The sequence below is a fragment of the Enterobacter sp. C4G1 genome, from assembly GCF_052886895.1.
Genome location: NZ_JBQVVV010000001.1, coordinates 1,444,624 through 1,468,236, shown reverse-complemented (window position 1 = coordinate 1,468,236; position 23,613 = coordinate 1,444,624). Strand labels below are relative to the sequence as shown.

Genomic DNA, 23,613 nt, shown 5'->3' with positions numbered 1-23,613 from the left:
TCCGTACTCTTTCAGAGTGGCTCCCCATAAATATCCTTGCGGGCGTTATTATTTTTCCCCTAAAAAAAACAATCCACATTTCTTCACATCAAATTTACAGAATTTTTAATTATCAACCGGCAATGCGAATGTTTACACGAAATATGTGATTTAGATAACTAAAACACTGTTTTATTTTCATTGAATCATCATTCCGATGATCGCATCATAAATCCGAACACCACACTTCGAGTGTTTCATTCGAACGTTAAGCGGAAGTCACTTATTTAAATTTATTGCATGGATAACGAATTAACGGCTGTCACAAACCATCAATTCGTTGAATTAATTGAATTATTTTTTTCGCCTTTTTCGCCAACCACGCGGGGTGAGATGTGAGGGTTAAACATGAAAATTAAAGCCACGATAGAACGCATTCCTGGCGGTATGATGCTGGTCCCGCTAGTGCTTGGTGCGATCCTGAATACTCTGGCACCGAATACCGGGGCTTATTTTGGCGGTTTCACAAAAGGGATGATCACCGGTACAGTCCCGATTCTGGCGGTATGGTTCTTTTGTATTGGTGCCTCTATTAATTTACGCGCGACAGGAACGGTATTGCGTAAATCCGGGACGCTGGTTATCACCAAAATCGCTGTAGCCTGGGTAGTCGCAATGGTCTGCGCCCTGTTTATTCCTGAGAATGGCGTACAGACCGGTTTCTTTGCCGGATTATCCGTTCTGGCTATTGTCTCGGCGATGGATATGACCAACGGCGGGTTATATGCCAGCCTGATGAACCAGTACGGCACAAAAGAAGAATCCGGCGCCTTCGTCCTGATGTCTCTGGAATCCGGCCCACTCATGACCATGCTGATCCTCGGCTCTGCGGGTCTGGCAACGTTTGAACCGCATCACTTTGTTGGCGCAGTCCTGCCCTTCCTGATCGGGTTTGCGCTGGGTAACCTGGACCACGATCTGCGTGATTTCTTCAGCAAAGCGACACCGGTGCTGATCCCGTTCTTTGGTTTTGCACTCGGGAATACCATTAACCTGAACGTTATCCTTGATACTGGCCTGCTGGGTATTGTGCTGGGTGTGGCGGTTATCATCATCACCGGGATCCCGCTGATTATTGCCGACCGTGTGATTGGGGGAGGAAACGGAACCGCAGGTGTTGCCGCCTCGTCAGCCGCGGGGGCCGCCGTGGCAAACCCGGTCATTATTGCCCAGATTAACCCGGCCTTCGAACCTGTTGCCGCCTCAGCGACTGCGCTGGTTGCAGCCAGCGTGATTGTGACGGCCATTCTGGTGCCGATCATCACCGCGCTGTACGCCAAACGCTTCGGGAGTGTAGCGGCTCAGAAAGTGGAACAAAAAGCGGTAGAGTTGCATCACTAATACGCCGTGCTAACGATGCCCTCTCCTTGTGTGGGGAGGGTTCGTAACAAGAACTTCAGCCAAAAATCTCTTCTACCATGGCATCCACCAGCCGTTTCGCTGAACAGAGTCTCGGCATCCCTAAGGCGACGGTTTGCCAGTTCTGTGTTACCGACCAGCTCACCGGGTGTTTATCTGCCTGACACCAGTCGCCAAGCCAGCCCAGCATATCTTTGTGATCAACCAGCCCCGGAGAAGCAGGCGTCGTCAGCCATTGATGATAAAAATGCCGGGTCGCGGGGGAAGCATTGATTCCCTGCGCAAGATAATTCGCTGCCATGCTACGCAGGTTATCTTTGAGCATCTCCGCCACATCTTCATTTGCCAGACGACATGCATCGCCAAACGGCCCCCAGCGCAGCTCCTCCAGCACGATGTAGCACCGACCGGCGAGTGACCAGCCGTCGTAATGCCCGGCCCGCCAGCGGGTAAAAATCTGTTCGCTGTGCTCGCCCGCCTGCACCGTCAGGCCACGTTGTGTTAACGCTTTTTCTTTATAGTTTGCGCGCTGCTGAAAATGGGATGAAAGTTCGTCGTATTGCTGCATTAGCGCCGGCGACTGCGGCGCGCGCGGGTTAGCCTGCTGGCGCAGTGCGGTCAGTTTTTCCGTCATCCGCGTCAACGCCAGGTGTCCCGGGTCGAGCATCCCCGCCAGTTTCTCGGCCAGGCCCAGACGCAATGCCGCATTTTCGTTGAGCATTCCCGCCATTGCCCAGGGCCGCAGCCGGGTGTGCGTCATGATCTCTTGAGTCAAACGCTCACGAAATTGCAGCTGTTGCGGCCCCAAAGGGGAATGACGCACAGCGTCCACCCCCTGAACCAGATCGACCATAAATTTAGGATGAATACACTCCAGCGTCCGCCCGGGACCGTCCAGTAGTTGTGTTGTCATGGTTGCTCTGCCGCGAATAGAGTTTGAATATCATCGCGTAACAGTCGGGTATCTTCCTGAATCCACGTCGCAGTAGTGATACTTTGCTTCAACAGCTGACTGAGCGCTCGGGTCGAATGCTCATTTTGCTGCCGTACTGCGAGGCTATCACGCAAGCTTTCCTGTAACCCGGTCAGACATAACGAAAATTCTGCAAAGAAGGTTGCCATACCCGCCGTAACAGAGACATCGACCTGCGCGGCCAAAGCTTTACGGATTTGTTCACAAAACTGATCAATATGTTGCTTAAACTTGTCATGAAGCTGGCCAACATCAATAACATATCGCGTGCGTGTCTCGACGTAATCTTCCCAGCCCCAACCCGGATTGTTCAGCCAGCGGGAAACCGTTTCACGCACGCTCCCCGCGCCTGACGGCTGCCCCGCAGGGCGGTCATCCATCGCGATCGCATCGTTAAACAGTGCGCGGGTATTGAAATTCAGCTGGTTTGCCTGAAACGCCGGGAAGCTGATCCGCGCGCGGAACCCGGCGTGGCTCAGCTGTTCTTTAATGCGTGTTTCGATAGGGCGCATCGCCTCATTGAGCGAACGCGCCAGCGTGACCTCCAGCTGATCAAAGCGCAGCGCCAGCTCCCGGCTGATTTTACTCTGCGCATCCAGCATAATCAGTTCACAGGAAGAGCGGATCTTACTCAGGACAATCTGAGCCTGGCCTTCATCTTCCAGCACTAACTGTTGCAGCCCTTCCAGGGCGTTGTGGCGCAAATCCCGCGAATCAATCCCTGCCAAATCAAGAATATTGCCGTTACTAAAGACATGTTCAATCGACGATTGCAGCCAGAGTTTTTGCTGGGCAATAACGTAATCTGTGGTACTCAGCGCTTGTGCCACCTCATGTTCCACTTCATCGCTGACCGCATTCTGGCGGGTCTGTAGTAACGCCATATCCTCTTCGAGGCGCGCAATGTTAAGCTCAAGCGCCTCAAAAGCAACCGTCAAACCCTGATAGCGAAACTCGAGGTACTCCCTGGCGTTTTGCGCATAGTTCAGCAACTTATGTGAGGCCGAGCGCAGGGCAAAGAGTGAAGCGTTAGCATAAGCGGCATAAATCAGCTTACGGATAGGCTGCTCAAACAACGAGTCTTCCCACAACAGATCCGCCGCATGGCGAAGATGTTCAACATTGTCCAAATCAGCCGTACGCCAGCGCCGCCCAAGCGCTGCTTCGGCAAAATCCTGCACCCAACGCTGCTCCTGATGATTAGGCAGGCAGCCGTTTACTGTCATCTCAAAACGCGCACGGTTTGCAAGGTAGGCCCACATTGAAGAAACCGGGTAAATCTGCCCCGGCGAAATATTCCCTTTCATCAGTGTGCCGGAAATCATTGCCCTGACTTGTTCTTCATCGTCACTATTGCGGTCTTTCTGATCGAACTTATTAACCAGGGCGTACAGTGGCACCGATTTCCCAACAGCTGAAATCGCCTGGCGCACCTCCTGATCGGAAATCGATTTAAGCTGGGTGTAATCCATCACCGCCAGCACCGCCGATGCGCGCGCCAGTTGCTCACTGAGCATTTTTTGCAGATGCGGCTGCCCGGCCTCATTCGGCCCTGGGGTGTCCAGCAGGGTCAATTGCCCAAGATGGGCATCCATTCCGGCAAGATGCACAAACTCCACTTCAATTACCGGAATATGTTCAATGGACACATATTCTGTAAACGGGAAATCAACACCCAGCGCCTGGGATAACCTCACCAGATCGTTCAGGTTTTTCAAACAATTAAATATAGGTTGTGCACCAAGATGGTGTTTTTCAAATGCTTCGCCTTTTTCGATACGCTCCAGTAGCGCATTCATATCTTTATCAATTTCAAGACGACGCGTTAGTTTGCCGCGGTCAGTGTTACATAGCTTTTGCTGAAGCTGCTGGATCAAGGCATCAATAGGCGAAACATGTGAGAAATGCAGCACAGGCTCTTTCTGACCAGGGGTATGGCGGATAAGCGTGGGCAGTGCTGTCATTGGGCGATTGCGGTTCGGTAAGACCTCCGTGCCCACAATTGCATTAATGGTTGTCGATTTACCCGCTTTCATGGTTCCAACAATTGCCAATACCATTTCAAGACGGGTTATTTTCCGTAATTCATTATTCAGCATCGCTTGCTGTGCTTCGACGCCGCGCGCGCTGAAATGCAAAGGTAAAACGTTGTTATTTTCACCAGATATAGCGGCAGTCGTACTATCCAGCATCGCAACTGGCATTGATTTCAACGTATCAAGATTCTGCAAAGCAAGCTGGAGCAAGCGTTCCGCTTCCTGGCTTAATTCAAAAATGGTCTGTGTGTGCATGATAAAAGCCTTTCCTTAACGCAAATTTATTACTTTTATTAAGCCACTTCGTTTTAATTATGCTGTTTTGGCTTATATGATCACGTGTGGAAAACATGGTCACTTAAATATAACTGATTGATGATAATCAGAATTATATTCTTATCATTGTATTGCGTGTAAAACTCCCCCCTTGGTCAGATAACCAAAAGATAAAAAGCGTAGCGCATTTTTAGGAAATTTCAGGATATATCATCATTATTTACCCACCTAAAAAGAGAGGTAATTCACCGCCGCCATTTGCTGCATGGCGGTAGAGACTATGGATAAATAACAACTTACTGCTTAACCTTATCCGAAATGAAGGGGCGTAGCAATTTGATGTAATAAAATAATCGATATATTTAACATCAACGTTTTCCACGGTCTTAATGCTGTAAGAATCGCTTATCTGACTGACAGGAAGTGTCATTCCCGACAGAAATTTTGCACTTTTTTTATTATGTAATATCACCGACAAGATTGTGGATTTGCGCTATACTTGCCGCCTTTTTCGGCACCATGCCGTCATTTAGCTGGCACTTTCCAGCCCGTTAAGCATTTTTTTGAGGATACCGACATGCAACTCCCACACTGCCCGAAATGCAATTCTGAATACACTTACGAAGATAATGGCATGTTCATCTGCCCGGAATGCGCCCATGAATGGAACAATGCAGAACCTTCTGCGGATAGCGATACCCTGATCGTTAAAGATGCTAACGGTAATCTGCTGGCCGATGGCGACAGTGTTACCGTCGTTAAAGATCTGAAAGTGAAAGGCAGCTCTTCAATGCTGAAGATTGGCACCAAAGTGAAGAATATCCGTCTGGTTGAAGGCGACCATAATATTGACTGCAAAATTGACGGTTTTGGCCCAATGAAGCTGAAATCTGAATTCGTGAAAAAGAACTGATTTACCTGCCTTTATCTCTCATGCAGGCCCGGTAAACGAAGCGCCGCCAGGCGCTTTTACCGGATGCGCTGCGCTTATCCAGCCTACAAAAACAGAACTACACTTATTGGGCTTCTTTTACCTGAGGTAAAAATTATGCCATTAAGTCCCTACATCTCTTTCGCCGGCAACTGTGCAGAGGCCAGCGCCTTCTACCAGCAGGCCGTCGGCGCAGACGTTCTCTACAAAATCACCTTCGGCGAAATGCCAAAAGATGACAACAGTGAAGAAGGCTGTCCGTCAGGTATGAAATTCCCGGATTCCGCTATTGCTCACTCGAATGTCCGCATCGCGGGCAGCGATATCATGATGAGCGATGGGTTACCGCCCGGCACCAAAGCACAGTACGCCGGGTTTACCCTGGTCCTCGACACCCAGGACGTGGCGGAAGGTAAACGCTGGTTCGATAATCTGGCCGCTGGCGGCAGCATTGAAATGGCCTGGCAGGAGACCTTCTGGGCGCATGGTTTCGGTAAAGTCACCGACAAATACGGTGTGCCGTGGATGATTAACGTCGTTAAACAGCAACAAACGTCGTAGGCCGGATAAGCGCAACGCATCCGCCAACAGTGCCACCGGGCGCTGTTGGCGAGCCTGCCGTGATTGTCATCGTTTTCCCCTCAACTCTTCAAATTCCCGCAACCAGGACTTAACCCAAATGTCACATTGATGCGCCAGCATGAGGCCACATTTATTCTGAGGCCTGTGCACATGCAAACTGTCATCCGCGTCGAGAAACTGAGCAAGACCTTTCATCACAATAAGGCTCTTCATGCCGTTGATCTGACCGTCCAGCAGGGCGAAATGGTGGCACTGCTGGGCCCCTCCGGTTCAGGTAAATCCACCCTTCTGCGTCATTTGAGCGGGCTTATCACCTGCGATAAAACGCCCGAAAGCCACGTTGAGCTATTGGGTAACACCGTGCAGCGCGCGGGCCGTCTGGCGCGTGATATCCGCAAAAGCCGCGCGCAAACAGGCTACATCTTCCAGCAGTTCAACCTGGTGAATCGCCTGACGGTGCTGGAGAACGTTCTGATTGGCGCACTCGGCAGCACCCCGTTCTGGCGTACCTGCCTGCGTTGGTTCTCCCCTTCACAGAAACAACAAGCGTTGCAGGCGCTGACCCGCGTCGGCATGGCCCATTTTGCTCACCAGCGCGTGTCCACCCTGTCCGGTGGCCAGCAGCAGCGCGTGGCGATTGCCCGTGCGCTGATGCAAAAAGCCAAAGTAATCCTGGCCGATGAGCCGATTGCCTCGCTCGACCCGGAATCTGCCCGCATCGTGATGGAAACCCTGCGCGACATTAACCAGAACGACGGCATCACCGTTGTGGTGACGCTGCATCAGGTGGATTACGCCCTGCGCTACTGCGAACGCATTGTCGCGCTGCGTCAGGGGCACGTGTTCTTCGATGGCGCAAGCCATCAGTTTGATAACGACCGTTTTGACCATCTCTACCGCAGCATTAATCGCGTCGATGAGAACGCGCAGGCTGCATAACTCAACCCGATCCGAGGAAAGTACATGAGCTACAAAGCCGTTGCCGCGCTGGCCTTCACCAGCATGTTCAGCATCAGCACCCTGTTAAGCCCTGCGTACGCGGAAGAGCAGGAAAAAGCACTGAACTTCGGCATTATTTCGACGGAATCACAGCAGAATCTCAAACCTCAGTGGGAACCGTTCCTGAAAGATATGGAAACCAAACTGGGGATCAAAGTGAACGCCTTCTTCGCTCCGGATTACGCGGGCATCATCCAGGGAATGCGCTTTAACAAAGTGGACATCGCCTGGTACGGCAACCTCTCTGCGATGGAAGCGGTCGATCGCGCGAACGGCCAGGTCTTTGCCCAGACCGTTGCGGCAGATGGCTCCCCGGGTTACTGGAGCGTGTTGATCGTCAATAAAGACAGCCCAATCAATAACCTCAACGACATGCTCGCCAAACGCAAAGATCTGACCTTTGGTAACGGCGACCCGAACTCTACCTCTGGCTTCCTGGTCCCAGGCTACTACGTCTTCGCCAAGAACAATGCGTCTGCCAGTGACTTTAAGCGCACCGTCAACGCCAGCCACGAAACCAACGCGCTGGCCGTGGCGAACAAGCAGGTAGATGTTGCCACCAACAACACCGAAAACCTCGACAAGTTGAAGACCTCCGCGCCGGACAAGCTGAAAGAGCTGAAGGTTATCTGGAAGTCCCCGTTGATCCCGGGTGACCCAATCGTGTGGCGCAAAAACCTCTCCGAAAGCACCAAGGACAAGGTGTACGACTTCTTCATGAACTACGGCAAAACGCCGGAAGAGAAAGCCGTGCTGGAACGTCTGGGCTGGGCGCCGTTCCGCGCCTCAAGCGACCTGCAACTGGTGCCGATTCGCCAGCTGGCGCTGTTTAAACAGATGCAGGGCGTGAAGGACAACAAAGGTCTGAAGGATGAAGAGAAGACCAGCAAAGTCTCTGAGATTCAGGCACAGCTTGAAGATCTCGACCGCCTGACTGCGGCGCTGAGCGCAATGACCAGCGTGAATAAAGTGGTTCAGTAACTCAAGTCCCCTCTCCCTTGAGGGAGAGGGTTAGGGTGAGGGGGAAATGCGCACGCTGATGCCCTCACCCCGGCCCTCTCCCACAGGGAGAGGGAGAACAGATAAAGGAGAACACATGCAAACCATCACCGTCCCGCCACCAAAGCGCAGCTGGTTCTCGCTATTTAGCTGGGCCATTCTGCTGGCGGTGCTTGTTATCTCCTGGAAGGGCGCGGAAATGGATCCGCTGCTGCTCTTTAAAGACTCCGGCAACATGGCAACCTTCGCCGCCGACTTCTTCCCGCCGGACTTCAGCCAGTGGCAGGATTACCTCGGCGAGATGGCCACCACCCTGCAAATCGCCGTCTGGGGTACCGCCCTTGCCGTCATTCTCTCCATTCCGTTTGGCCTGATGAGCGCCGAAAACATCGTGCCGTGGTGGGTGTACCAGCCGATGCGTCGCCTGATGGACGCCTGCCGCGCCATCAACGAAATGGTCTTCGCGATGCTGTTTGTGGTCGCCGTGGGACTTGGCCCGTTTGCCGGGGTAATGGCGCTGTTCATTCACACCACCGGCGTGCTCTCCAAGCTGCTTTCGGAAGCGGTTGAAGCCATTGAGCCCGGCCCGGTTGAAGGCATCCGCGCGACCGGTGCCAATAAAATCGAAGAAATTCTGTACGGCGTGCTGCCGCAGGTGATGCCGCTGCTCATCTCCTACTCCCTGTACCGCTTCGAGTCCAACGTCCGTTCCGCCACCGTGGTCGGCATGGTGGGTGCAGGCGGCATTGGTGTGACGCTATGGGAAGCCATTCGCGGTTTCCAGTTCCAGCAAACCTGCGCCCTGATGGTGCTTATCATCATCACCGTCAGCCTGCTGGATTTCCTCTCTCAACGTTTGCGTAAGCACTTCATCTGAGAAGCGAGGCTTTGATTTATATGCACTTATCCAGACATCCGACCAGTTACCCTACCCGCTGGCAAGAGATCGCGGCAAAGCTTGAAGTGGAACTGCGCACGCACTACCGCTGCGGAGACTACCTGCCTGCCGAACAACAGCTTGCCGACCGTTATGAAGTGAATCGTCATACCTTGCGCCGCGCCATCGATCAGCTGGTCGAGCGCGGATGGGTACAGCGTCGTCAGGGCGTGGGCGTGCTGGTGCTGATGCGCCCGTTCGACTACCCGCTCAACGCGCAGGCCCGCTTTAGCCAGAATCTGCTCGATCAGGGTAGCCACCCCACCAGCGAGAAGCTGCTGTCGGTGCTGCGTCCGGCCTCCAGCCACGTGGCTGACGCGCTGGGCATTCAGGAGGGCGATAACGTGGTGCACCTGCGCACGCTGCGCCGGGTCAACGGTGTGGCGGTCTGCCAGATAGACCACTACTTCGCAGACCTGGGCCTCTGGCCGGTACTGCAAAACTTTTCCAGCGGGTCGCTGCACGACTTCATGCGTGATGCCACAGGTATTGCGCTCAAACGCACCCAGACCCGTATCAGCGCCCGCCGCGCGCAGGCCAAAGAGAGCAAAGTGCTGGAGATCCCCAACATGGCTCCTCTGCTCTGCGTGCGCACCCTTAACCACCGTGACGGTGAGATCAACGCAACGGAATACTCCGTCAGCCTGACCCGCGCCGACATGATTGAATTCACAATGGAGCATTGAATGCACTTTGATACCTCCACCCGCCAGCGCTGGATGCGTGTGCTCGCTCATAGCCAGCCTGCCGCGCTGCGTGGCCGCATGAATGCGCTCAGCCTGACGCCAGATTACGAAGCCATCCGTACGCCGGAGATTGGCCTGGTGCAGATCCAGGCGCGCATGGGCGGAACCGGCGAGCGCTTCTTTGCCGGAGATGCCACGCTCACCCGCGCCGTCATTCGCCTGAACAGCGGCACGCTTGGCTATAGCTACGTGATAGGGCGCGATAAAGCGCACGCTGAGCGCTGCGCGGTCATCGACGCCCTGTTGCAGGAACAACCTCATTTCCAGTCATTAATGGAAACCCTCATTGCCCCGCTGGAAGCTGGCCGCGCCGCACGCCTTGCCGCGCGTCAGGCCGAAGTAAACACCAGCCGGGTCGACTTCTTTACGCTCGTTCGCGGAGACAACGCATGACGCTTCAACCCGCTTTTACCCTGGCCGTCCAGGATGCCCAACACAGTTTTCGTCGCCTGCTGAAAGCCATGAGCGAACCGGGCGTTATTGTATCGCTGCATCAGCTTTCACAAGGCTGGCTGCCACTAAACCTGGCTACCACCAGCGTGCTACTGACCCTTGCCGATAACGACACCCCGGTGTGGCTTTCTGGCCGGATGTCGAACGACATCGCCTGCCAGAACCTGCGTTTTCACACCAATGCCCCGCTGGTAGAGCAGCCACATCAGGCGATATTTGCGGTGGCGGATGAGCAGATAAGCCACGAGCAGCTCAACGCCCTGAGCGAAGGCAGCGCCGTGGCCCCGGAAACCAGCGCCACGCTGATTTTGCAGGTATCCAGCCTGAGTGGCGGGCGCATGTTACGCCTCACCGGGGCGGGGATCGCCGACGAACGCATGATCGCGCCACAGCTGCCGGAATGCATCATCCATGAACTCACCGAGCGCCCGCACCCGTTCCCGCTGGGTATCGACCTGATCCTGACCTGCGGCGAACGCCTGCTGGCGATACCGCGAACCACTCATGTGGAGGTGTGCTGATGTACGTCGCCGTTAAAGGGGGCGAAAAGGCGATTGCCGCCGCCCATTCGTTACAGGAGCACAGACGACGGGGTGATGAGCAGCTTCCCGAGCTGAGCGTTGCCCAGATAGAACAACAGCTGAATCTGGCCGTCGACCGGGTGATGACCGAAGGCGGCATTGCCGATCGCGAGCTGGCCGCGCTGGCACTCAAGCAGGCCAGCGGTGATAACATCGAAGCCATCTTCCTGCTGCGCGCCTACCGCACCACCCTTGCCAGACTGGCGGTAAGCGAGCCGATTAATTCAGCCGAGATGCGCTTAGAGCGCCGAATATCGGCGGTGTACAAAGATATCCCCGGCGGCCAGCTGCTTGGCCCGACCTACGATTACACCCACCGTCTGCTGGATTTCACGCTGCTGGCAAACGGCGAAACGCCCTCCCTGAGTACGGCCGAGCCGCAGCAAGATACCTCCCCGCACGTGTTTAGCCTGCTGGCGCATCAGGGGCTGGCAAAAGCCGAAGAAGACACCGGCAGCACGCCGGACGACATCACCCGCACGCCCCCGGTTTACCCTTGCTCACGCTCATCGCGCCTGCAACAGCTGATGCGCGGCGACGAAGGTTATCTGCTGGCGCTCGCCTACTCTACGCAGCGCGGTTACGGGCGTAACCACCCGTTCGCCGCAGAGATCCGCAGCGGCTATATCGATGTGGAAATTGTGCCAGAAGAGCTGGGTTTTGCGGTTAACGTCGGCGAACTGCTGATGACCGAGTGTGAAATGGTCAACGGTTTTGTGGCGCCGGAAGACGAAGAGCCGCACTTCACGCGCGGCTACGGCCTGGCGTATGGCATGAGCGAACGCAAGGCAATGGCCATGGCGCTGGTCGACCGCGCGTTGCAGGCACCCGACTACGGTGAACATATCTCCGGCCCGGCACAGGACGAGGAGTTTGTGCTGGCTCATGCCGATAACGTGGAAGCAGCAGGCTTTGTCTCGCACCTCAAGCTGCCGCACTACGTTGATTTCCAGGCCGAACTGGAACTGCTGAAACGCCTGCAACGGGAGCGATCACATGGCTAACTTAAACGGCTACAACTTCGCTTATCTGGATGAGCAAACCAAACGCATGATCCGCCGCGCCATTTTAAAAGCCGTGGCGATCCCGGGGTATCAGGTGCCGTTCGGCGGCCGGGAAATGCCGATGCCCTATGGCTGGGGCACTGGCGGGATTCAGCTCACGGCCAGCGTGATCGGTGAAGCCGACGTGCTGAAAGTCATCGACCAGGGCGCGGACGACACCACCAACGCCGTGTCGATTCGCAACTTCTTTAAGCGCGTAACGGGCGTAAACACCACCGAGCGCACGGAAGACGCAACGCTTATCCAGACCCGCCACCGCATTCCCGAAACACCGCTCACTGAAGATCAGATCCTGATTTTCCAGGTCCCTATCCCGGAGCCGCTGCGCTTTATCGAGCCGCGCGAAACGGAAACCCGCACCATGCACGCTCTGGAAGAGTACGGCATCATGCAGGTGAAACTGTATGAAGATATCGCCCGCTTCGGCCATATTGCCACCACCTACGCCTACCCGGTGAAGGTCAACGGGCGCTACGTGATGGACCCGTCGCCCATCCCAAAATTCGATAACCCGAAAATGGACATGATGCCTGCGCTCCAGCTGTTCGGCGCAGGGCGCGAGAAGCGTATTTACGCTGTGCCGCCTTACACCCGTGTGGAAAGCCTCGATTTCGACGATCACCCATTTACGGTGCAGGAATGGGATGAGCCATGTGCCATCTGCGGCTCGAAACACAGCTACCTGGATGAAGTGGTGCTGGATGACACCGGCAAACGGATGTTTGTCTGTTCCGACACCGATTTCTGCCGCCAACAGAGCGAGGCGAAAGGCCAATGAAACCGCTGCTTTCGGTCAACAATCTGACCCACCTTTATGCGCCTGGCAAAGGCTTCAGCGATGTCTCCTTTGAGCTATGGCCGGGGGAAGTGCTCGGGATTGTCGGCGAGTCCGGCTCGGGCAAAACCACTCTGCTGAAGTCCATCTCTGCGCGCCTGACGCCGCAAAATGGCGACATTTTATATGAAGGCCAATCGCTGTACGGGATGAGCGAAGCCGAACGCCGTCGCCTGCTGCGCACCGAATGGGGCGTGGTGCATCAACACCCGATGGACGGCCTGCGCCGCCAGGTATCGGCGGGTGGAAATATTGGCGAGCGGCTGATGGCGACCGGTGCACGCCACTACGGCCATATCCGCGCCACTGCGCAACACTGGCTGGAAGAGGTTGAAATCCCGGCCTCGCGTATCGACGACCTGCCAACGACATTTTCCGGCGGGATGCAACAACGTCTGCAAATCGCCCGCAACCTGGTCACGCGCCCGAAGCTGGTGTTTATGGATGAGCCAACCGGGGGGCTGGACGTTTCTGTACAGGCTCGCCTGCTCGACCTGTTGCGCGGCCTGGTGGTAGAGCTGAACCTTGCCGTGGTGATTGTCACCCACGATCTGGGTGTTGCGCGCCTGCTGGCCGACCGCCTGTTGGTGATGAAGCAGGGCCAGGTGGTGGAAAGTGGTTTAACCGACCGCGTGCTGGACGATCCGCACCATCCGTACACTCAGCTGCTGGTGTCGTCTGTTTTGCAGAACTGATGTTGCTGTTGCCGGGTGGCGCTGCGCTTACCCGGCCTACGAACACCGCACCTGTAGGCCGGGTAAGGCGAAGCCGCCACCCGGCAAGAAAACGCCACGAGGCCAAAATGATCCACGTTGAAAATGTCAGTAAGACTTTTGTGCTCCACCAGCAAAACAGCGTGCGCCTGCCGGTGCTGCAAAATGCCTCGCTTGAGGTCAGCAAGGGCGAATGTGTGGTGCTGCATGGCCATTCCGGCAGCGGTAAATCCACCCTCCTGCGCTCGCTTTATGCCAACTATCTTCCGGACGAAGGCCACATTCACATCCGCCACAATGACGAGTGGGTGGATCTGGTGCAGGCCCCGGCACGCAAGGTGCTGGAAGTCCGCCGGTCAACGATCGGCTGGGTGAGCCAGTTTTTGCGGGTGATCCCCAGGATCTCCGCGCTGGACGTGGTGATGCAGCCGCTGCTGGATCTGGGCGTGCCGCGTGAAACCTGCGCCGCCAAAGCCGCAGGCCTGCTGACGCGCCTCAACGTGCCGGAACGCCTGTGGCATCTCGCCCCTTCCACGTTTTCTGGTGGTGAACAGCAGCGCGTGAACATTGCGCGGGGGTTTATCGTCGATTACCCGATTTTACTGCTCGATGAACCTACCGCCTCGCTGGACAGCAAAAACTGTACAGCCGTGGTTGAACTGATCGAACAGGCCAAAGCACGCGGCGCGGCGGTCGTGGGGATCTTCCACGACGAAACCGTGCGTTCGCGCGTGGCTGACAGATTGCACCCGATGGGGACCCACGCATGATCGTTAATAACGTAAAGCTGGTGCTGGAAAATGAAGTGGTTGGCGGCTCGATTGAGATCCAGGACGGGGTGATCCGCGCGTTTGCCGAAACCCAAAGCCGCGCGCCTGAAGCGATGGACGGCGAAGGCGGTTGGCTGCTGCCGGGGCTTATCGAACTGCATACCGATAATCTGGATAAATTCTTTACCCCACGGCCAAAGGTCGACTGGCCCGCCCATTCGGCGATGAGCAGCCACGATGCGCTGATGGTGGCCAGCGGGATCACGACCGTACTGGATGCGGTGGCAATTGGTGACGTGCGCGACGGCGGCGATCGCCTTGAGAATCTGGAAAAGATGATCAACGCCGTAGAAGAGACGCAAAAACGCGGCCTCAACCGTGCCGAGCATCGTCTGCATCTGCGCTGCGAGCTGCCGCATCACACCACGCTGCCGCTGTTTGAGAAGCTGGTCGGGCGCGAGCCCGTCACCCTGGTGTCGCTGATGGATCACTCGCCGGGGCAGCGCCAGTTTGCCAATATCGAAAAATATCGCGAGTACTACCAGGGAAAATACTCCCTTACTAATGACGAGATGGCGCGCTACGAGGAAGAGCAACTCGCCCTGGCTGCCCGCTGGTCGCAGCCTAACCGCCTCTCCATCGCGGCCATGTGCCGTGACCGTAATATCGCGCTTGCCAGCCACGACGACGCCACGCATGAGCATGTGGCTGAGTCTCATCAGCTTGGTAGCGTGATCGCCGAATTCCCGACCACATTCGATGCCGCAGAGGCCTCGCGCAGGCACGGCATGAACGTGTTGATGGGCGCGCCAAACATCGTGCGCGGCGGCTCCCACTCCGGCAACGTAGCCGCCAGTAAACTGGCTTCGCTCGGGCTGCTGGATATCCTCTCTTCTGATTACTACCCCGCCAGCCTGCTGGATGCGGCGTTCCGGGTGGCGGATGACGAAAGCAACACCTTCACCCTGCCGCAGGCGATCCGTCTGGTGACGAAAAACCCGGCCGACGCGCTGCACCTTCAGGATCGTGGTGTGATTGGTGAAGGTAAACGAGCGGATCTGGTGCTGGCACATCGTAAGGGCGAGCACATCCATATCGACCATGTATGGCGTCAGGGAAAACGGGTGTTCTGATGGGAAGATTAATCTGGTTAATGGGGCCTTCGGGCTCCGGTAAAGACAGCCTGCTGTCGGCGTTACGCCAGCGGGAGCATTCACAACTGCTGGTCGCGCATCGTTACATTACCCGCGCGGCAAACGCCGGAAGTGAGAATCATATCTCACTGAGCGAGCAGGAGTTTTTTACCCGCGCCGGGCAGAATTTGCTGGCGCTGAGCTGGCACGCTAACGGCTTTTACTATGGCGTTGGTGTGGAGATAGATTTGTGGCTTCACGCGGGGTTTGACGTGCTGGTGAACGGTTCACGCGCACATCTGACCCAGGCCCGCGTCAGATACGAATCCGCGCTGCTTCCGGTATGCTTACAGGTATCGCCAGATATTCTGCGAAGCAGGCTGCAAAGCCGTGGGCGTGAAAACGCGCGGGAGATAGACCTGCGGCTGGAGCGTGCGGCACGGTATACCCCTTCGCAATGTCATATCCTCAACAACGATGGAAGTTTGTTACAGTCAGTGAATAATTTCCTCTCACTTATCCGCCAAAAGGAAAAACAACATGCCTGACTGCCAGCTTCGCCCTGCCACGCCTGATGATGCTTCCGCCGTTTATGGCCTGATTTGCGAGCTGAAACAAAGCGAGTTCGATCATCAGGCGTTTCACGCCGGGTTTCTCGCCAATCTTCGGGACCGCAATATGCACTATCAGCTGGCAGTGCTCGACGGAACAATTATCGGCATGATTGGGCTGCATATGCAGTTTCATCTGCACCACGCCAGATGGATTGGTGAGATCCAGGAGCTGGTGGTGATGCCACAGGCGCGAAGCCTGGGGATAGGCAGCCAGCTGCTGGCGTGGGCGGAAGATTATGCTCGCCACGCGGGTGCCGAGTTAACCGAGTTGTCCACCAGCGTGAAGCGCACCAGTGCGCACCGCTTTTACGTTCGTGAAGGGTATACCCAGAGCCATTTCCGGTTCACTAAACCGCTGTAGAGGTGCGTTATGAGTCTGACGATCACGCTGACGGGAACAGGTGGGGCACAGCTGGTGCCGGTGTTTGGTTGTGACTGCGCGGCCTGTCGCCGGGCGCGTTTGCAGGATGAACACCGCCGCCGCCCCTGTAGCGCGGTGGTCAAATTCAATGATGCGGTAACGCTGCTGGATGCGGGGATACCGCACCTGATGGACAACTGGCCGGCAGGTAGCTTCCAGCAGTTTTTACTCACTCACTATCATATGGATCACGTCCAGGGCTTGTTCCCGCTGCGCTGGGGGGTGGGAGCCACCATTCCGGTGTATGGCCCGCCGGATGAAGAAGGATGCGACGATCTTTTCAAACACCCCGGACTGCTCGATTTTAGTCACACCGTGGCACCGTTCGTGGTGTTTGAGCTTCAGGGATTACGGGTTACGCCGCTGCCGCTCAATCACTCAAAACTGACCTTCGGCTATCTGCTGGAAAGCGCGCACAGCCGCGTGGCGTGGCTGTCGGATACCGCCGGGTTGCCGGATAAAACGGTGAAGTTTCTGCTCAACAACCAGCCGCAGGTCATCATCATCGACTGTAGCCACGCGCCGCGTGAAGAGACGCCACGTAATCACAGCGATTTAAACGCAGTGATTGCCCTGAACGAGGTCATTGGCTGCCCGCAGGTGATACTGACGCATATCAGCCACCAGTTTGACGTGTGGATGATGGATAACCCGCTGCCGGAGGGGATTGAAGCGGGGTATGACGGAATGGTTTTGGTGCTGGATTAGGCTTTCTCCCTCTCCCGTGGGAGAGGGTTAAGGTGAGGGCAACAGACCGCACTTATCCGCGATCGTAATCTTCCTCTAACCGCCGCTCATCATCTTCCAGACGACGCCTGTCATCATCAAGCTGGCGCTGACGTTCATCCAGACGGCGACGTCGGTCCTCGAGCTGCCTGCGACGGTCGTCATACTGACGGCTGTCCGTGGAACGACTGGTGTCATAACGATCGTCGTCATCACTGCTGCGATCGCTGCTACTGCTGCTGGGGTTATAGGCGTCATTAATCGCCTTCTGAATGTTGCCAATGGCATCATCAACGATATCGGCATGTGCCATTTGGCTGGTCAGGGACAGCAAACCCAATAACAAAGCGGTAGAGTAACGTTTCATAAAGCCAGTCTCGCAGGGGGGCTGGCTTTACTGTATTGAACGGCCGGGACATGAGGTAGCGGAGGAATCTCAAATTTTGTAGCTCATGCCGTCACCTTACGTAACGCCTGCGCCAGCTGTACACGGGTAAAAGGTTTGCGTAATAACGCCACGTCCGGCAGCTGTGGGTTATGCGCCGGACGGAGATCCTGACCGCTCATCAGCAACACCGGTAGCTGCGGGAACTGGGTTCGCACCTGGTTAATCACCTCTGCGCCACTTAAGCCACCCGGTAACATTAAGTCACTGATAAACAATCCAATATCTGGCGAAGCATTCAGCATTTTCAGCGCCTGCTCGCCGCTTTCGGCTTCAAGCGTCAGGTAACCTAGCTGGTGAAGTTGCTCGCACAGGGTCTGGCGAACATCACTCTCATCTTCCAGCACCAGCACCAGCCGATCGCTGTCTGCTGCGGTGGTAGCAGCCAGCGTTTCATCCCGGGGAACGGGCGCAAGCGTTGAACGCGGAAGCTGTAGCCGCACCGTGGTTCCCTGCCCTGGCGCGCTTTCTATCTCCACGCGCCCCCCGGACTGGCGCACAAATCCGTAAACCATCGACAGCCCCAGTCCGCTGCCGCTGCCGGTCTGTTTGGTGGTGAAAAACGGCTCGAAGACCTGGGATTTCACCTCCTGCGACATCCCGCTGCCATGATCAATCACCTCCAGCGCCACCATGTCCTGCCTGCGCCCGTCACTGCGGGTGACCCGCTGGTTCCAGGTGCGGACCTTAATCACCCCAGTTTGCCCTTCCATGGCATCACGGGCGTTCATCACCAGGTTGATAATGGCGTTTTCCAGCTGGCTGACGTCAATCCACGCCGGCCAGGCCGGGGACTGCGCTTCGATGTCCAGCGTGATGGTGGCGGGCAGCGAGTGGCACATCAGTTCGCCGAGGTTTTCCAGCAGCGGTTTCATCTCTACCGCGTGTGGATTCAGGGACTGTTTGCGGGAAAACGCCAGCAGACGCTGGGTCAGCAACGCCCCGCGCTCGGCCGCCTTGCGCGCCCGGTTGATGCGCAGCGCATCCGGCGAGGCGGGGTCGGTTAATTCCAGGCTGCCGATAATCACCGCCAGCAGGTTGTTAAAGTCATGCGCCAGCCCGCCCGTCAGTTGCCCGACAGCCTTCATCTTCTGGCTGTGCAGCAGCGCCTCTTCCAGCCCCTGACGCTCTATGCGGTCTATCTCCATCTGCGAGGTTTTTTGTTTCAGCAGCCGGGTAGTGTGCTCAAGCGACGCGGTGTTGCGGGCAAAAACGTTAAACGCGCGCGCCAGCTCACCCAGCTCATCGCGCCGTTGCAGTGCGGGAACCGAGACATCCTGCTCCCCGTGGGCAAGGCGCGACATCGCTCTGGAAATCGCCGTCAGGTTAGTCCCGAGATTGCGGTAGATATACCAGCAGGCGCAGCCGGTGATAATCAGCGCCAGCAGGGCAAACACGCTGATAAAGACGCTGATGGAGCGCAGCTCCTGATGGCTCTGGGCAGTACGCAGGGTAGAGGCTTGCGCGACCTGCTCAACGTACTGATTGATGTCGCTGTTTAAAATAGCCACCAGCGCCTTGATATGAAACATATACCAGCTGATAGACAAATCGCTCTCTTCCAGCTGGTTAGATAGCGGGGCGAGCTTGCGCAGTTCGTTGTCAAAGTCGGGCAGCACCATGTTCACCACCGACTGCGTGGCGCTGCGGGGCAAGGTTGCCGTCACCGCATCCAGCTGTTGAACCGTGGCGCGGGGCGAAGGCGTGTCGATGGCGGCGATGATAAGCCGGTCCATTTCCGTAAGCTGCTGCGCATCCGGCACATTGCTGCCGAAGCGGCGGTTAATGTCCTGCAAATGGCGCAGATAACTTTGGCTCTGGTAGAGCGAGCTAAGCAGCGCGTTACGCTCAAGATGTCGGCGCTGCCCACGCTCCAGCATCCCCGTCACGCTCTGCTGTAATTCATTACTCCGGCGAATAATTCGCGCCACCAGCGCTGGCTCCTGCTGGGCCAGTGGCGCATCGGCAAGTTGCTCCAGCGAATGACGCAACGCCATTTGCGTTTGCTTCAGCCTGTCAGCTTCCCCTTTGTATTCCAGCGCCCCCACCACCTGAGAGAGCCGCACCGCCGCCGTGGCCACATTCGCCGTATCGCGCGCAAGGTTCATGCTGCCGGTCATGTCATCCAGCGTTTGCTGCTGCACCTGCTCCTGGATCTGGCTGGCATGACGGAAGCCAAGCACCGCCACCCCGCTGACCATTAACGTCACCGCCACCACCAGCAGATTAAAAATCAGCAGGCGTCCGCGGGCACTGGCGAAGAACGGAGGACGGCGTGATGGCATCTGTTTAGGCTCCTTTGCGGTCTGATGCCCTCACCCTGGCCCTCTCCCACGGGGAGAGGGAAAAGAAAAATGTGACGGCGATTAGCTATTCATAACTATGACAAATATGAACAGCTTCTGACATTTTGCATTTACGAACCTGTGATGAAGTGCGGATATCGACATTTGCAGGAGATCCGCCATGAGCAGAACCCCGGTATTAGAGATGCGCAATATTGCCAAGACGTTTGGCAATTTCCACGCGCTCAAGGGTGTGGATTTGACGGTTTTCCCCGGTGAGATCCACGCGTTAATGGGTGAAAACGGCGCCGGTAAAAGCACACTGATGAAGATCCTCGCCGGGGCTTATACCGCCACCAGCGGCGAGATCCTGATCGACGGCCAGCCGTTCCATATCAAAGGCCCAAAAGATGCGCTGGCCGCAGGCATTACCCTGATTTATCAGGAGATGCAGCTTGCTCCCAACCTGACCGTTGCCGAAAACATCTTCCTTGGCAGCGAGCTATCGCGCGGCGGGCTGGTGCAGCGTAAAGAGATGGCCGCCCAGGCTCAGGCCGTCATTGACCGCCTGGGTGCGCACTTTAAAGCGACTGACCTGGTGATGAGACTCACCATCGCCGAACAGCAGCAGGTGGAGATCGCCCGCGCGCTGCACCGTAAAAGCCGCATTCTGGTGATGGATGAACCCACCGCTGCCCTCTCCTCGCGCGAAACCCATCGTCTGTTTGAGCTGATTTTGCGCCTGCGTGATGAAGGGATGGCGATTATCTATATCAGTCACCGGATGGCGGAAGTGTACGAACTCTCTGACCGCGTCAGCGTTCTGCGTGACGGGCAGTACGTCGGCAGCCTGACGCGCGACAAACTCAACGCCTCTGAGCTGGTCAGGATGATGGTCGGCCGCCCGTTAAGCGATCTGTTCAACAAAGAACGCGACATCCCGCTCGGCAGCCCGCGCCTTAACGTGCACCACCTGACCGACGGCAAAAAAGTGCAGCCCTGTAGCGTGCAGGTCCGTTCCGGCGAAATTGTCGGCCTGGCCGGGTTGGTGGGTGCCGGGCGTTCCGAGCTGGCACAGCTGATTTTTGGCGTACGCAAAGCCACAGGCGGGATGATAGAAGTGGACGGAGAACCGGTGGTGATCCACTCCCCGCGCGCCGCTATTGAAAACGGCATCGGTTTTCTGACCGAAAACCGCAAGGAGCAAGGGCTGTTCCTGGAGCTGGCAGCGCAAGAGAACATCACCATGGCGACGCTTGAACGCGACGCCACCTTCGGCATGTTGAATCGTAAAAAAGCCCAGTCCATCTCCGATGACGCCATTGCCCTGCTCAATATTCGCGTTCCCCACTCCCAGGTGCGGGCGGGAGGGTTGTCCGGCGGGAATCAGCAAAAGCTGCTGATCTCGCGCTGGGTGGCGATTGGCCCACGCATTCTGATTCTGGATGAGCCAACGCGCGGCGTGGACGTGGGCGCTAAAAGCGAAATCTACCGCATCATGAACCAGATGGCGCGCAAGGGGGTGGCCATTTTGATGATCTCCAGCGAGCTGCCGGAAGTGGTGGGCATGAGTGACCGGGTCTATGTGATGCGCGAAGGCAGCATTGCAGGCGAGCTTCACGGGCACGACATCACCCAGGAAAATATTATGACGCTGGCTACCGGCGTGAACGACTCTCATCATCAGGCGGTGTAATCATGACCAACTCAACCAATCCGCAACAGGTGGCGAAATCCGCCTCCGCCAAAAAAATGCTGATGAGCGATCTGATGCAAACGATCGGTATTTTGCCGATATTAATTCTGATTGTGGCGGTATTTGGCGTTATCGCGCCTAACTTCTTCACCGAAAGTAACCTGCTCAACATTACCCGTCAGGCGTCTATCAACATTGTGCTGGCGGCGGGGATGACTTTCATCATTTTAACCGGCGGGATTGACCTCTCCGTGGGGTCGATTCTGGGCACCACGGCGGTGGCGGCCATGGTGGTGTCGCTTATCCCTGAGTTCGCGATGCTGTCGATTCCGGCGGCGCTGATGCTGGGTATGGTGCTTGGGTTATTCAACGGTGCGCTGGTGGCCTTTGCCGGGCTACCGCCGTTTATCGTCACTCTAGGAACCTACACGGCCCTGCGCGGCGCAGCCTATCTGCTGGCAGACGGTACAACGGTTATCAACTCGAACATCAGCTTTGAGTGGATCGGCAATAACTATCTCGGCCCCGTGCCGTGGCTGGTGGTGATCGCGCTGGCTGTCATCGCGATTTGCTGGTTCATCCTGCGCCGGACCACGCTGGGCGTTCATATCTACGCGGTGGGCGGCAACATGCAGGCGGCACGCTTAACCGGTATCAAGGTGTGGATGGTGCTGCTGTTTGTGTATGGCATGAGCGGGCTGCTTTCGGGCTTAGGCGGGGTGATGAGCGCATCGCGACTCTACAGCGCCAACGGCAACTTAGGCATGGGCTATGAGCTGGACGCGATTGCCGCGGTGATCCTCGGCGGCACCAGTTTTGTCGGCGGGATCGGCACGATCACCGGCACGCTGGTGGGTGCATTGATCATCGCGACGCTTAACAACGGCATGACGCTGATGGGCGTCTCCTATTTCTGGCAACTGGTGATCAAAGGGGCGGTGATCATCATTGCGGTGCTGATCGACAAATACCGTACCCGACACCATCAAAGTGCATAACAACAAAACCCTACGAGTGAGGAATACAGCATGAGATTGAAGCCCTTAGTGACCGCGCTCTGTGCTGGCGCACTGCTTGCCGCAGCTCCATTTGCGCAGGCAAAAGACCTGAAATCCATCGGCGTAACGGTGGGTGACCTGGCTAACCCGTTCTTCGTGCAGATAACCAAAGGTGCCGAGCTGGAAGCGCGCAAACTGGCAGGTGATAACGTGAAAGTGACGCTGGTTTCCAGCGGTTACGATCTGGGTCAGCAGGTGGCGCAGATTGATAACTTTATCGCTGCAAAAGTCGACATGATCATCCTCAACGCGGCGGATTCTAAAGGGATCGGCCCGGCGGTAAAACGCGCGAAAGATGCCGGGATCGTCGTGGTGGCGGTTGACGTGGCGGCGGAAGGGGCAGATGCAACGATCACCTCCGATAACACCCAGGCGGGGGAAATGGCCTGTAAGTACATTACCGATCGCCTCAAAGGCAAAGGCAATGTGGTTATCATCAACGGACCACCGGTTTCTGCGGTACAAAACCGTGTGGAAGGCTGCCAGACCGAGTTTAAGCGCCACCCGGATATCAAAGTGCTGTCGGATAACCAGAACGCCAAAGGCAGCCGTGAAGGCGGGCTGGAGGTAATGACTTCCCTGCTGGCCGCCAATCCGAAGATCGACGGCGTGTTCGCAATTAACGATCCTACGGCGATCGGTGCCGATCTGGCGGCGAAACAGGCGCAACGCAGTGAGTTCTTTATCGTCGGCGTTGACGGATCGCCGGATGGTGAAGAGGCGCTGAAACGGGAAAATTCCCTGTTTGTGGCGACCCCGGCACAAGATCCACAGGTGATGGCGGCAAAAGCGGTAGAAATCGGCTATGACATTCTACAGGGCAAAGCTGCGCCGAAAGAGCCTGTGCTGATCCCGGTGACGATGATCGATAAAAAGAACGTCGGTACGTATAAGGGATGGACGGTTAAGTAACGGTTGTGCGGCCTGATGCCCTCACCCTAA

General features: G+C 56.4%; 24 protein-coding genes. 20 read left to right on the top strand and 4 right to left on the bottom strand.

Annotation, left to right across the window (positions count from 1 at the left end):
* Nucleotides 1–387: 387 nt before the first annotated feature.
* The gene (kdgT, locus tag ACT9TW_RS07020) at nt 388–1,380 is read left to right on the top strand and encodes a 2-keto-3-deoxygluconate transporter (protein ID WP_182063342.1); all 993 of its coding nucleotides are present in this window, start codon (nt 388–390) and stop codon (nt 1,378–1,380) included.
* Nucleotides 1,381–1,435: 55 nt separating this feature from the next.
* On the opposite strand, the gene ACT9TW_RS07015 is transcribed toward kdgT, so the two are convergent.
* Nucleotides 1,436–2,311 (bottom strand): diguanylate cyclase regulator RdcB family protein, encoded by an 876-nt coding sequence (locus tag ACT9TW_RS07015; protein WP_446491972.1) that lies wholly within the window; start codon nt 2,309–2,311, stop codon nt 1,436–1,438.
* On the bottom strand, nt 2,308–4,662 hold the full coding sequence (gene crfC / locus ACT9TW_RS07010) for a clamp-binding protein CrfC (protein WP_446491971.1): 2,355 nt from the start codon (nt 4,660–4,662) through the stop codon (nt 2,308–2,310). Before crfC ends, ACT9TW_RS07015 begins: the two co-directional genes overlap by 4 nt.
* A gap of 598 nt (nt 4,663–5,260) precedes the next feature.
* On the opposite strand from crfC, the gene ACT9TW_RS07005 reads away from it, so the two are divergent.
* From ACT9TW_RS07005 to phnP, 16 genes are all read left to right on the top strand, one after another.
* The gene (locus tag ACT9TW_RS07005) at nt 5,261–5,596 is read left to right on the top strand and encodes a zinc ribbon domain-containing protein YjdM (RefSeq protein WP_182063339.1); all 336 of its coding nucleotides are present in this window, start codon (nt 5,261–5,263) and stop codon (nt 5,594–5,596) included.
* A 135-nt stretch (nt 5,597–5,731) separates the two neighbouring features.
* On the top strand, nt 5,732–6,175 hold the full coding sequence (gene yjdN, locus ACT9TW_RS07000) for a VOC family metalloprotein YjdN (RefSeq protein ID WP_446491970.1): 444 nt from the start codon (nt 5,732–5,734) through the stop codon (nt 6,173–6,175).
* 171 nt (nt 6,176–6,346) lie between these two features.
* Entirely contained in the window at nt 6,347–7,135 is a 789-nt protein-coding gene (gene phnC / locus ACT9TW_RS06995) for a phosphonate ABC transporter ATP-binding protein (protein WP_014068573.1), read from the top strand.
* Nucleotides 7,136–7,159: 24 nt separating this feature from the next.
* Nucleotides 7,160–8,176 carry a phosphonate ABC transporter substrate-binding protein gene (gene phnD, locus ACT9TW_RS06990; protein ID WP_446491969.1) on the top strand — a complete coding sequence of 339 codons (1,017 nt, stop codon included), beginning with the start codon at nt 7,160–7,162 and terminating at the stop codon, nt 8,174–8,176.
* A 115-nt stretch (nt 8,177–8,291) separates the two neighbouring features.
* Complete coding sequence (gene phnE, locus ACT9TW_RS06985) at nt 8,292–9,071, top strand: phosphonate ABC transporter, permease protein PhnE (protein WP_182063336.1); 780 nt, start codon at nt 8,292–8,294, stop codon at nt 9,069–9,071.
* A gap of 20 nt (nt 9,072–9,091) precedes the next feature.
* Complete coding sequence (gene phnF / locus ACT9TW_RS06980; protein ID WP_315687615.1) at nt 9,092–9,817, top strand: phosphonate metabolism transcriptional regulator PhnF; 726 nt, start codon at nt 9,092–9,094, stop codon at nt 9,815–9,817.
* Nucleotides 9,818–10,270, top strand: coding sequence for a phosphonate C-P lyase system protein PhnG (gene phnG, locus ACT9TW_RS06975; protein ID WP_446491968.1), 453 nt, complete (start codon nt 9,818–9,820; stop codon nt 10,268–10,270). It abuts the gene before it with no gap.
* A complete protein-coding gene (phnH, locus tag ACT9TW_RS06970) occupies nt 10,267–10,851 on the top strand; it encodes a phosphonate C-P lyase system protein PhnH (RefSeq protein WP_182063333.1) in 585 nt (194 codons plus the stop codon). Before phnG ends, phnH begins: the two co-directional genes overlap by 4 nt.
* A complete protein-coding gene (locus tag ACT9TW_RS06965) occupies nt 10,851–11,915 on the top strand; it encodes a carbon-phosphorus lyase complex subunit PhnI (RefSeq protein ID WP_446491967.1) in 1,065 nt (354 codons plus the stop codon). The genes phnH and ACT9TW_RS06965 overlap by 1 nt, the downstream gene beginning before the upstream one ends.
* Entirely contained in the window at nt 11,908–12,753 is an 846-nt protein-coding gene (gene phnJ / locus ACT9TW_RS06960) for an alpha-D-ribose 1-methylphosphonate 5-phosphate C-P-lyase PhnJ (RefSeq protein ID WP_182063331.1), read from the top strand. The genes ACT9TW_RS06965 and phnJ overlap by 8 nt, the downstream gene beginning before the upstream one ends.
* Nucleotides 12,750–13,505, top strand: coding sequence for a phosphonate C-P lyase system protein PhnK (gene phnK, locus ACT9TW_RS06955; protein WP_446491966.1), 756 nt, complete (start codon nt 12,750–12,752; stop codon nt 13,503–13,505). The genes phnJ and phnK overlap by 4 nt, the downstream gene beginning before the upstream one ends.
* Before the next feature lie 107 nt (nt 13,506–13,612).
* Nucleotides 13,613–14,293: a phosphonate C-P lyase system protein PhnL gene (gene phnL, locus ACT9TW_RS06950; RefSeq protein ID WP_446491965.1), complete on the top strand. Its 681-nt coding sequence runs from the start codon at nt 13,613–13,615 to the stop codon at nt 14,291–14,293.
* The gene (gene phnM, locus ACT9TW_RS06945) at nt 14,290–15,426 is read left to right on the top strand and encodes an alpha-D-ribose 1-methylphosphonate 5-triphosphate diphosphatase (protein ID WP_446491964.1); all 1,137 of its coding nucleotides are present in this window, start codon (nt 14,290–14,292) and stop codon (nt 15,424–15,426) included. The genes phnL and phnM overlap by 4 nt, the downstream gene beginning before the upstream one ends.
* Complete coding sequence (gene phnN, locus ACT9TW_RS06940) at nt 15,423–15,974, top strand: ribose 1,5-bisphosphokinase (RefSeq protein ID WP_446492694.1); 552 nt, start codon at nt 15,423–15,425, stop codon at nt 15,972–15,974. Before phnM ends, phnN begins: the two co-directional genes overlap by 4 nt.
* Nucleotides 15,967–16,401, top strand: a complete 435-nt coding sequence (phnO, locus tag ACT9TW_RS06935) for an aminoalkylphosphonate N-acetyltransferase (RefSeq protein ID WP_446491963.1) — start codon at nt 15,967–15,969, stop codon at nt 16,399–16,401. Before phnN ends, phnO begins: the two co-directional genes overlap by 8 nt.
* A gap of 9 nt (nt 16,402–16,410) precedes the next feature.
* Nucleotides 16,411–17,169, top strand: a complete 759-nt coding sequence (gene phnP, locus ACT9TW_RS06930) for a phosphonate metabolism protein PhnP (RefSeq protein ID WP_446491962.1) — start codon at nt 16,411–16,413, stop codon at nt 17,167–17,169.
* Nucleotides 17,170–17,221: 52 nt separating this feature from the next.
* Here phnP and yjdP read toward each other — a convergent pair whose 3' ends face one another.
* Together yjdP and ACT9TW_RS06920 are read right to left on the bottom strand one after the other, a co-directional pair.
* Nucleotides 17,222–17,554: a DDRRRQL repeat protein YjdP gene (yjdP, locus tag ACT9TW_RS06925; RefSeq protein WP_446491961.1), complete on the bottom strand. Its 333-nt coding sequence runs from the start codon at nt 17,552–17,554 to the stop codon at nt 17,222–17,224.
* An 83-nt stretch (nt 17,555–17,637) separates the two neighbouring features.
* Entirely contained in the window at nt 17,638–19,917 is a 2,280-nt protein-coding gene (locus ACT9TW_RS06920) for an ATP-binding protein (RefSeq protein ID WP_446491960.1), read from the bottom strand.
* 181 nt (nt 19,918–20,098) lie between these two features.
* On the opposite strand from ACT9TW_RS06920, the gene ACT9TW_RS06915 reads away from it, so the two are divergent.
* From ACT9TW_RS06915 to ACT9TW_RS06905, 3 genes are read left to right on the top strand one after another with little or no spacing between them, the layout of a single operon-like run.
* A complete protein-coding gene (locus tag ACT9TW_RS06915) occupies nt 20,099–21,613 on the top strand; it encodes a sugar ABC transporter ATP-binding protein (RefSeq protein WP_446491959.1) in 1,515 nt (504 codons plus the stop codon).
* A gap of 2 nt (nt 21,614–21,615) precedes the next feature.
* Nucleotides 21,616–22,611: an ABC transporter permease subunit gene (locus ACT9TW_RS06910; protein WP_182063323.1), complete on the top strand. Its 996-nt coding sequence runs from the start codon at nt 21,616–21,618 to the stop codon at nt 22,609–22,611.
* A gap of 30 nt (nt 22,612–22,641) precedes the next feature.
* A complete protein-coding gene (locus tag ACT9TW_RS06905) occupies nt 22,642–23,583 on the top strand; it encodes an ABC transporter substrate-binding protein (protein WP_446491958.1) in 942 nt (313 codons plus the stop codon).
* The last annotated feature ends 30 nt before the right edge of the window (nt 23,584–23,613 follow it).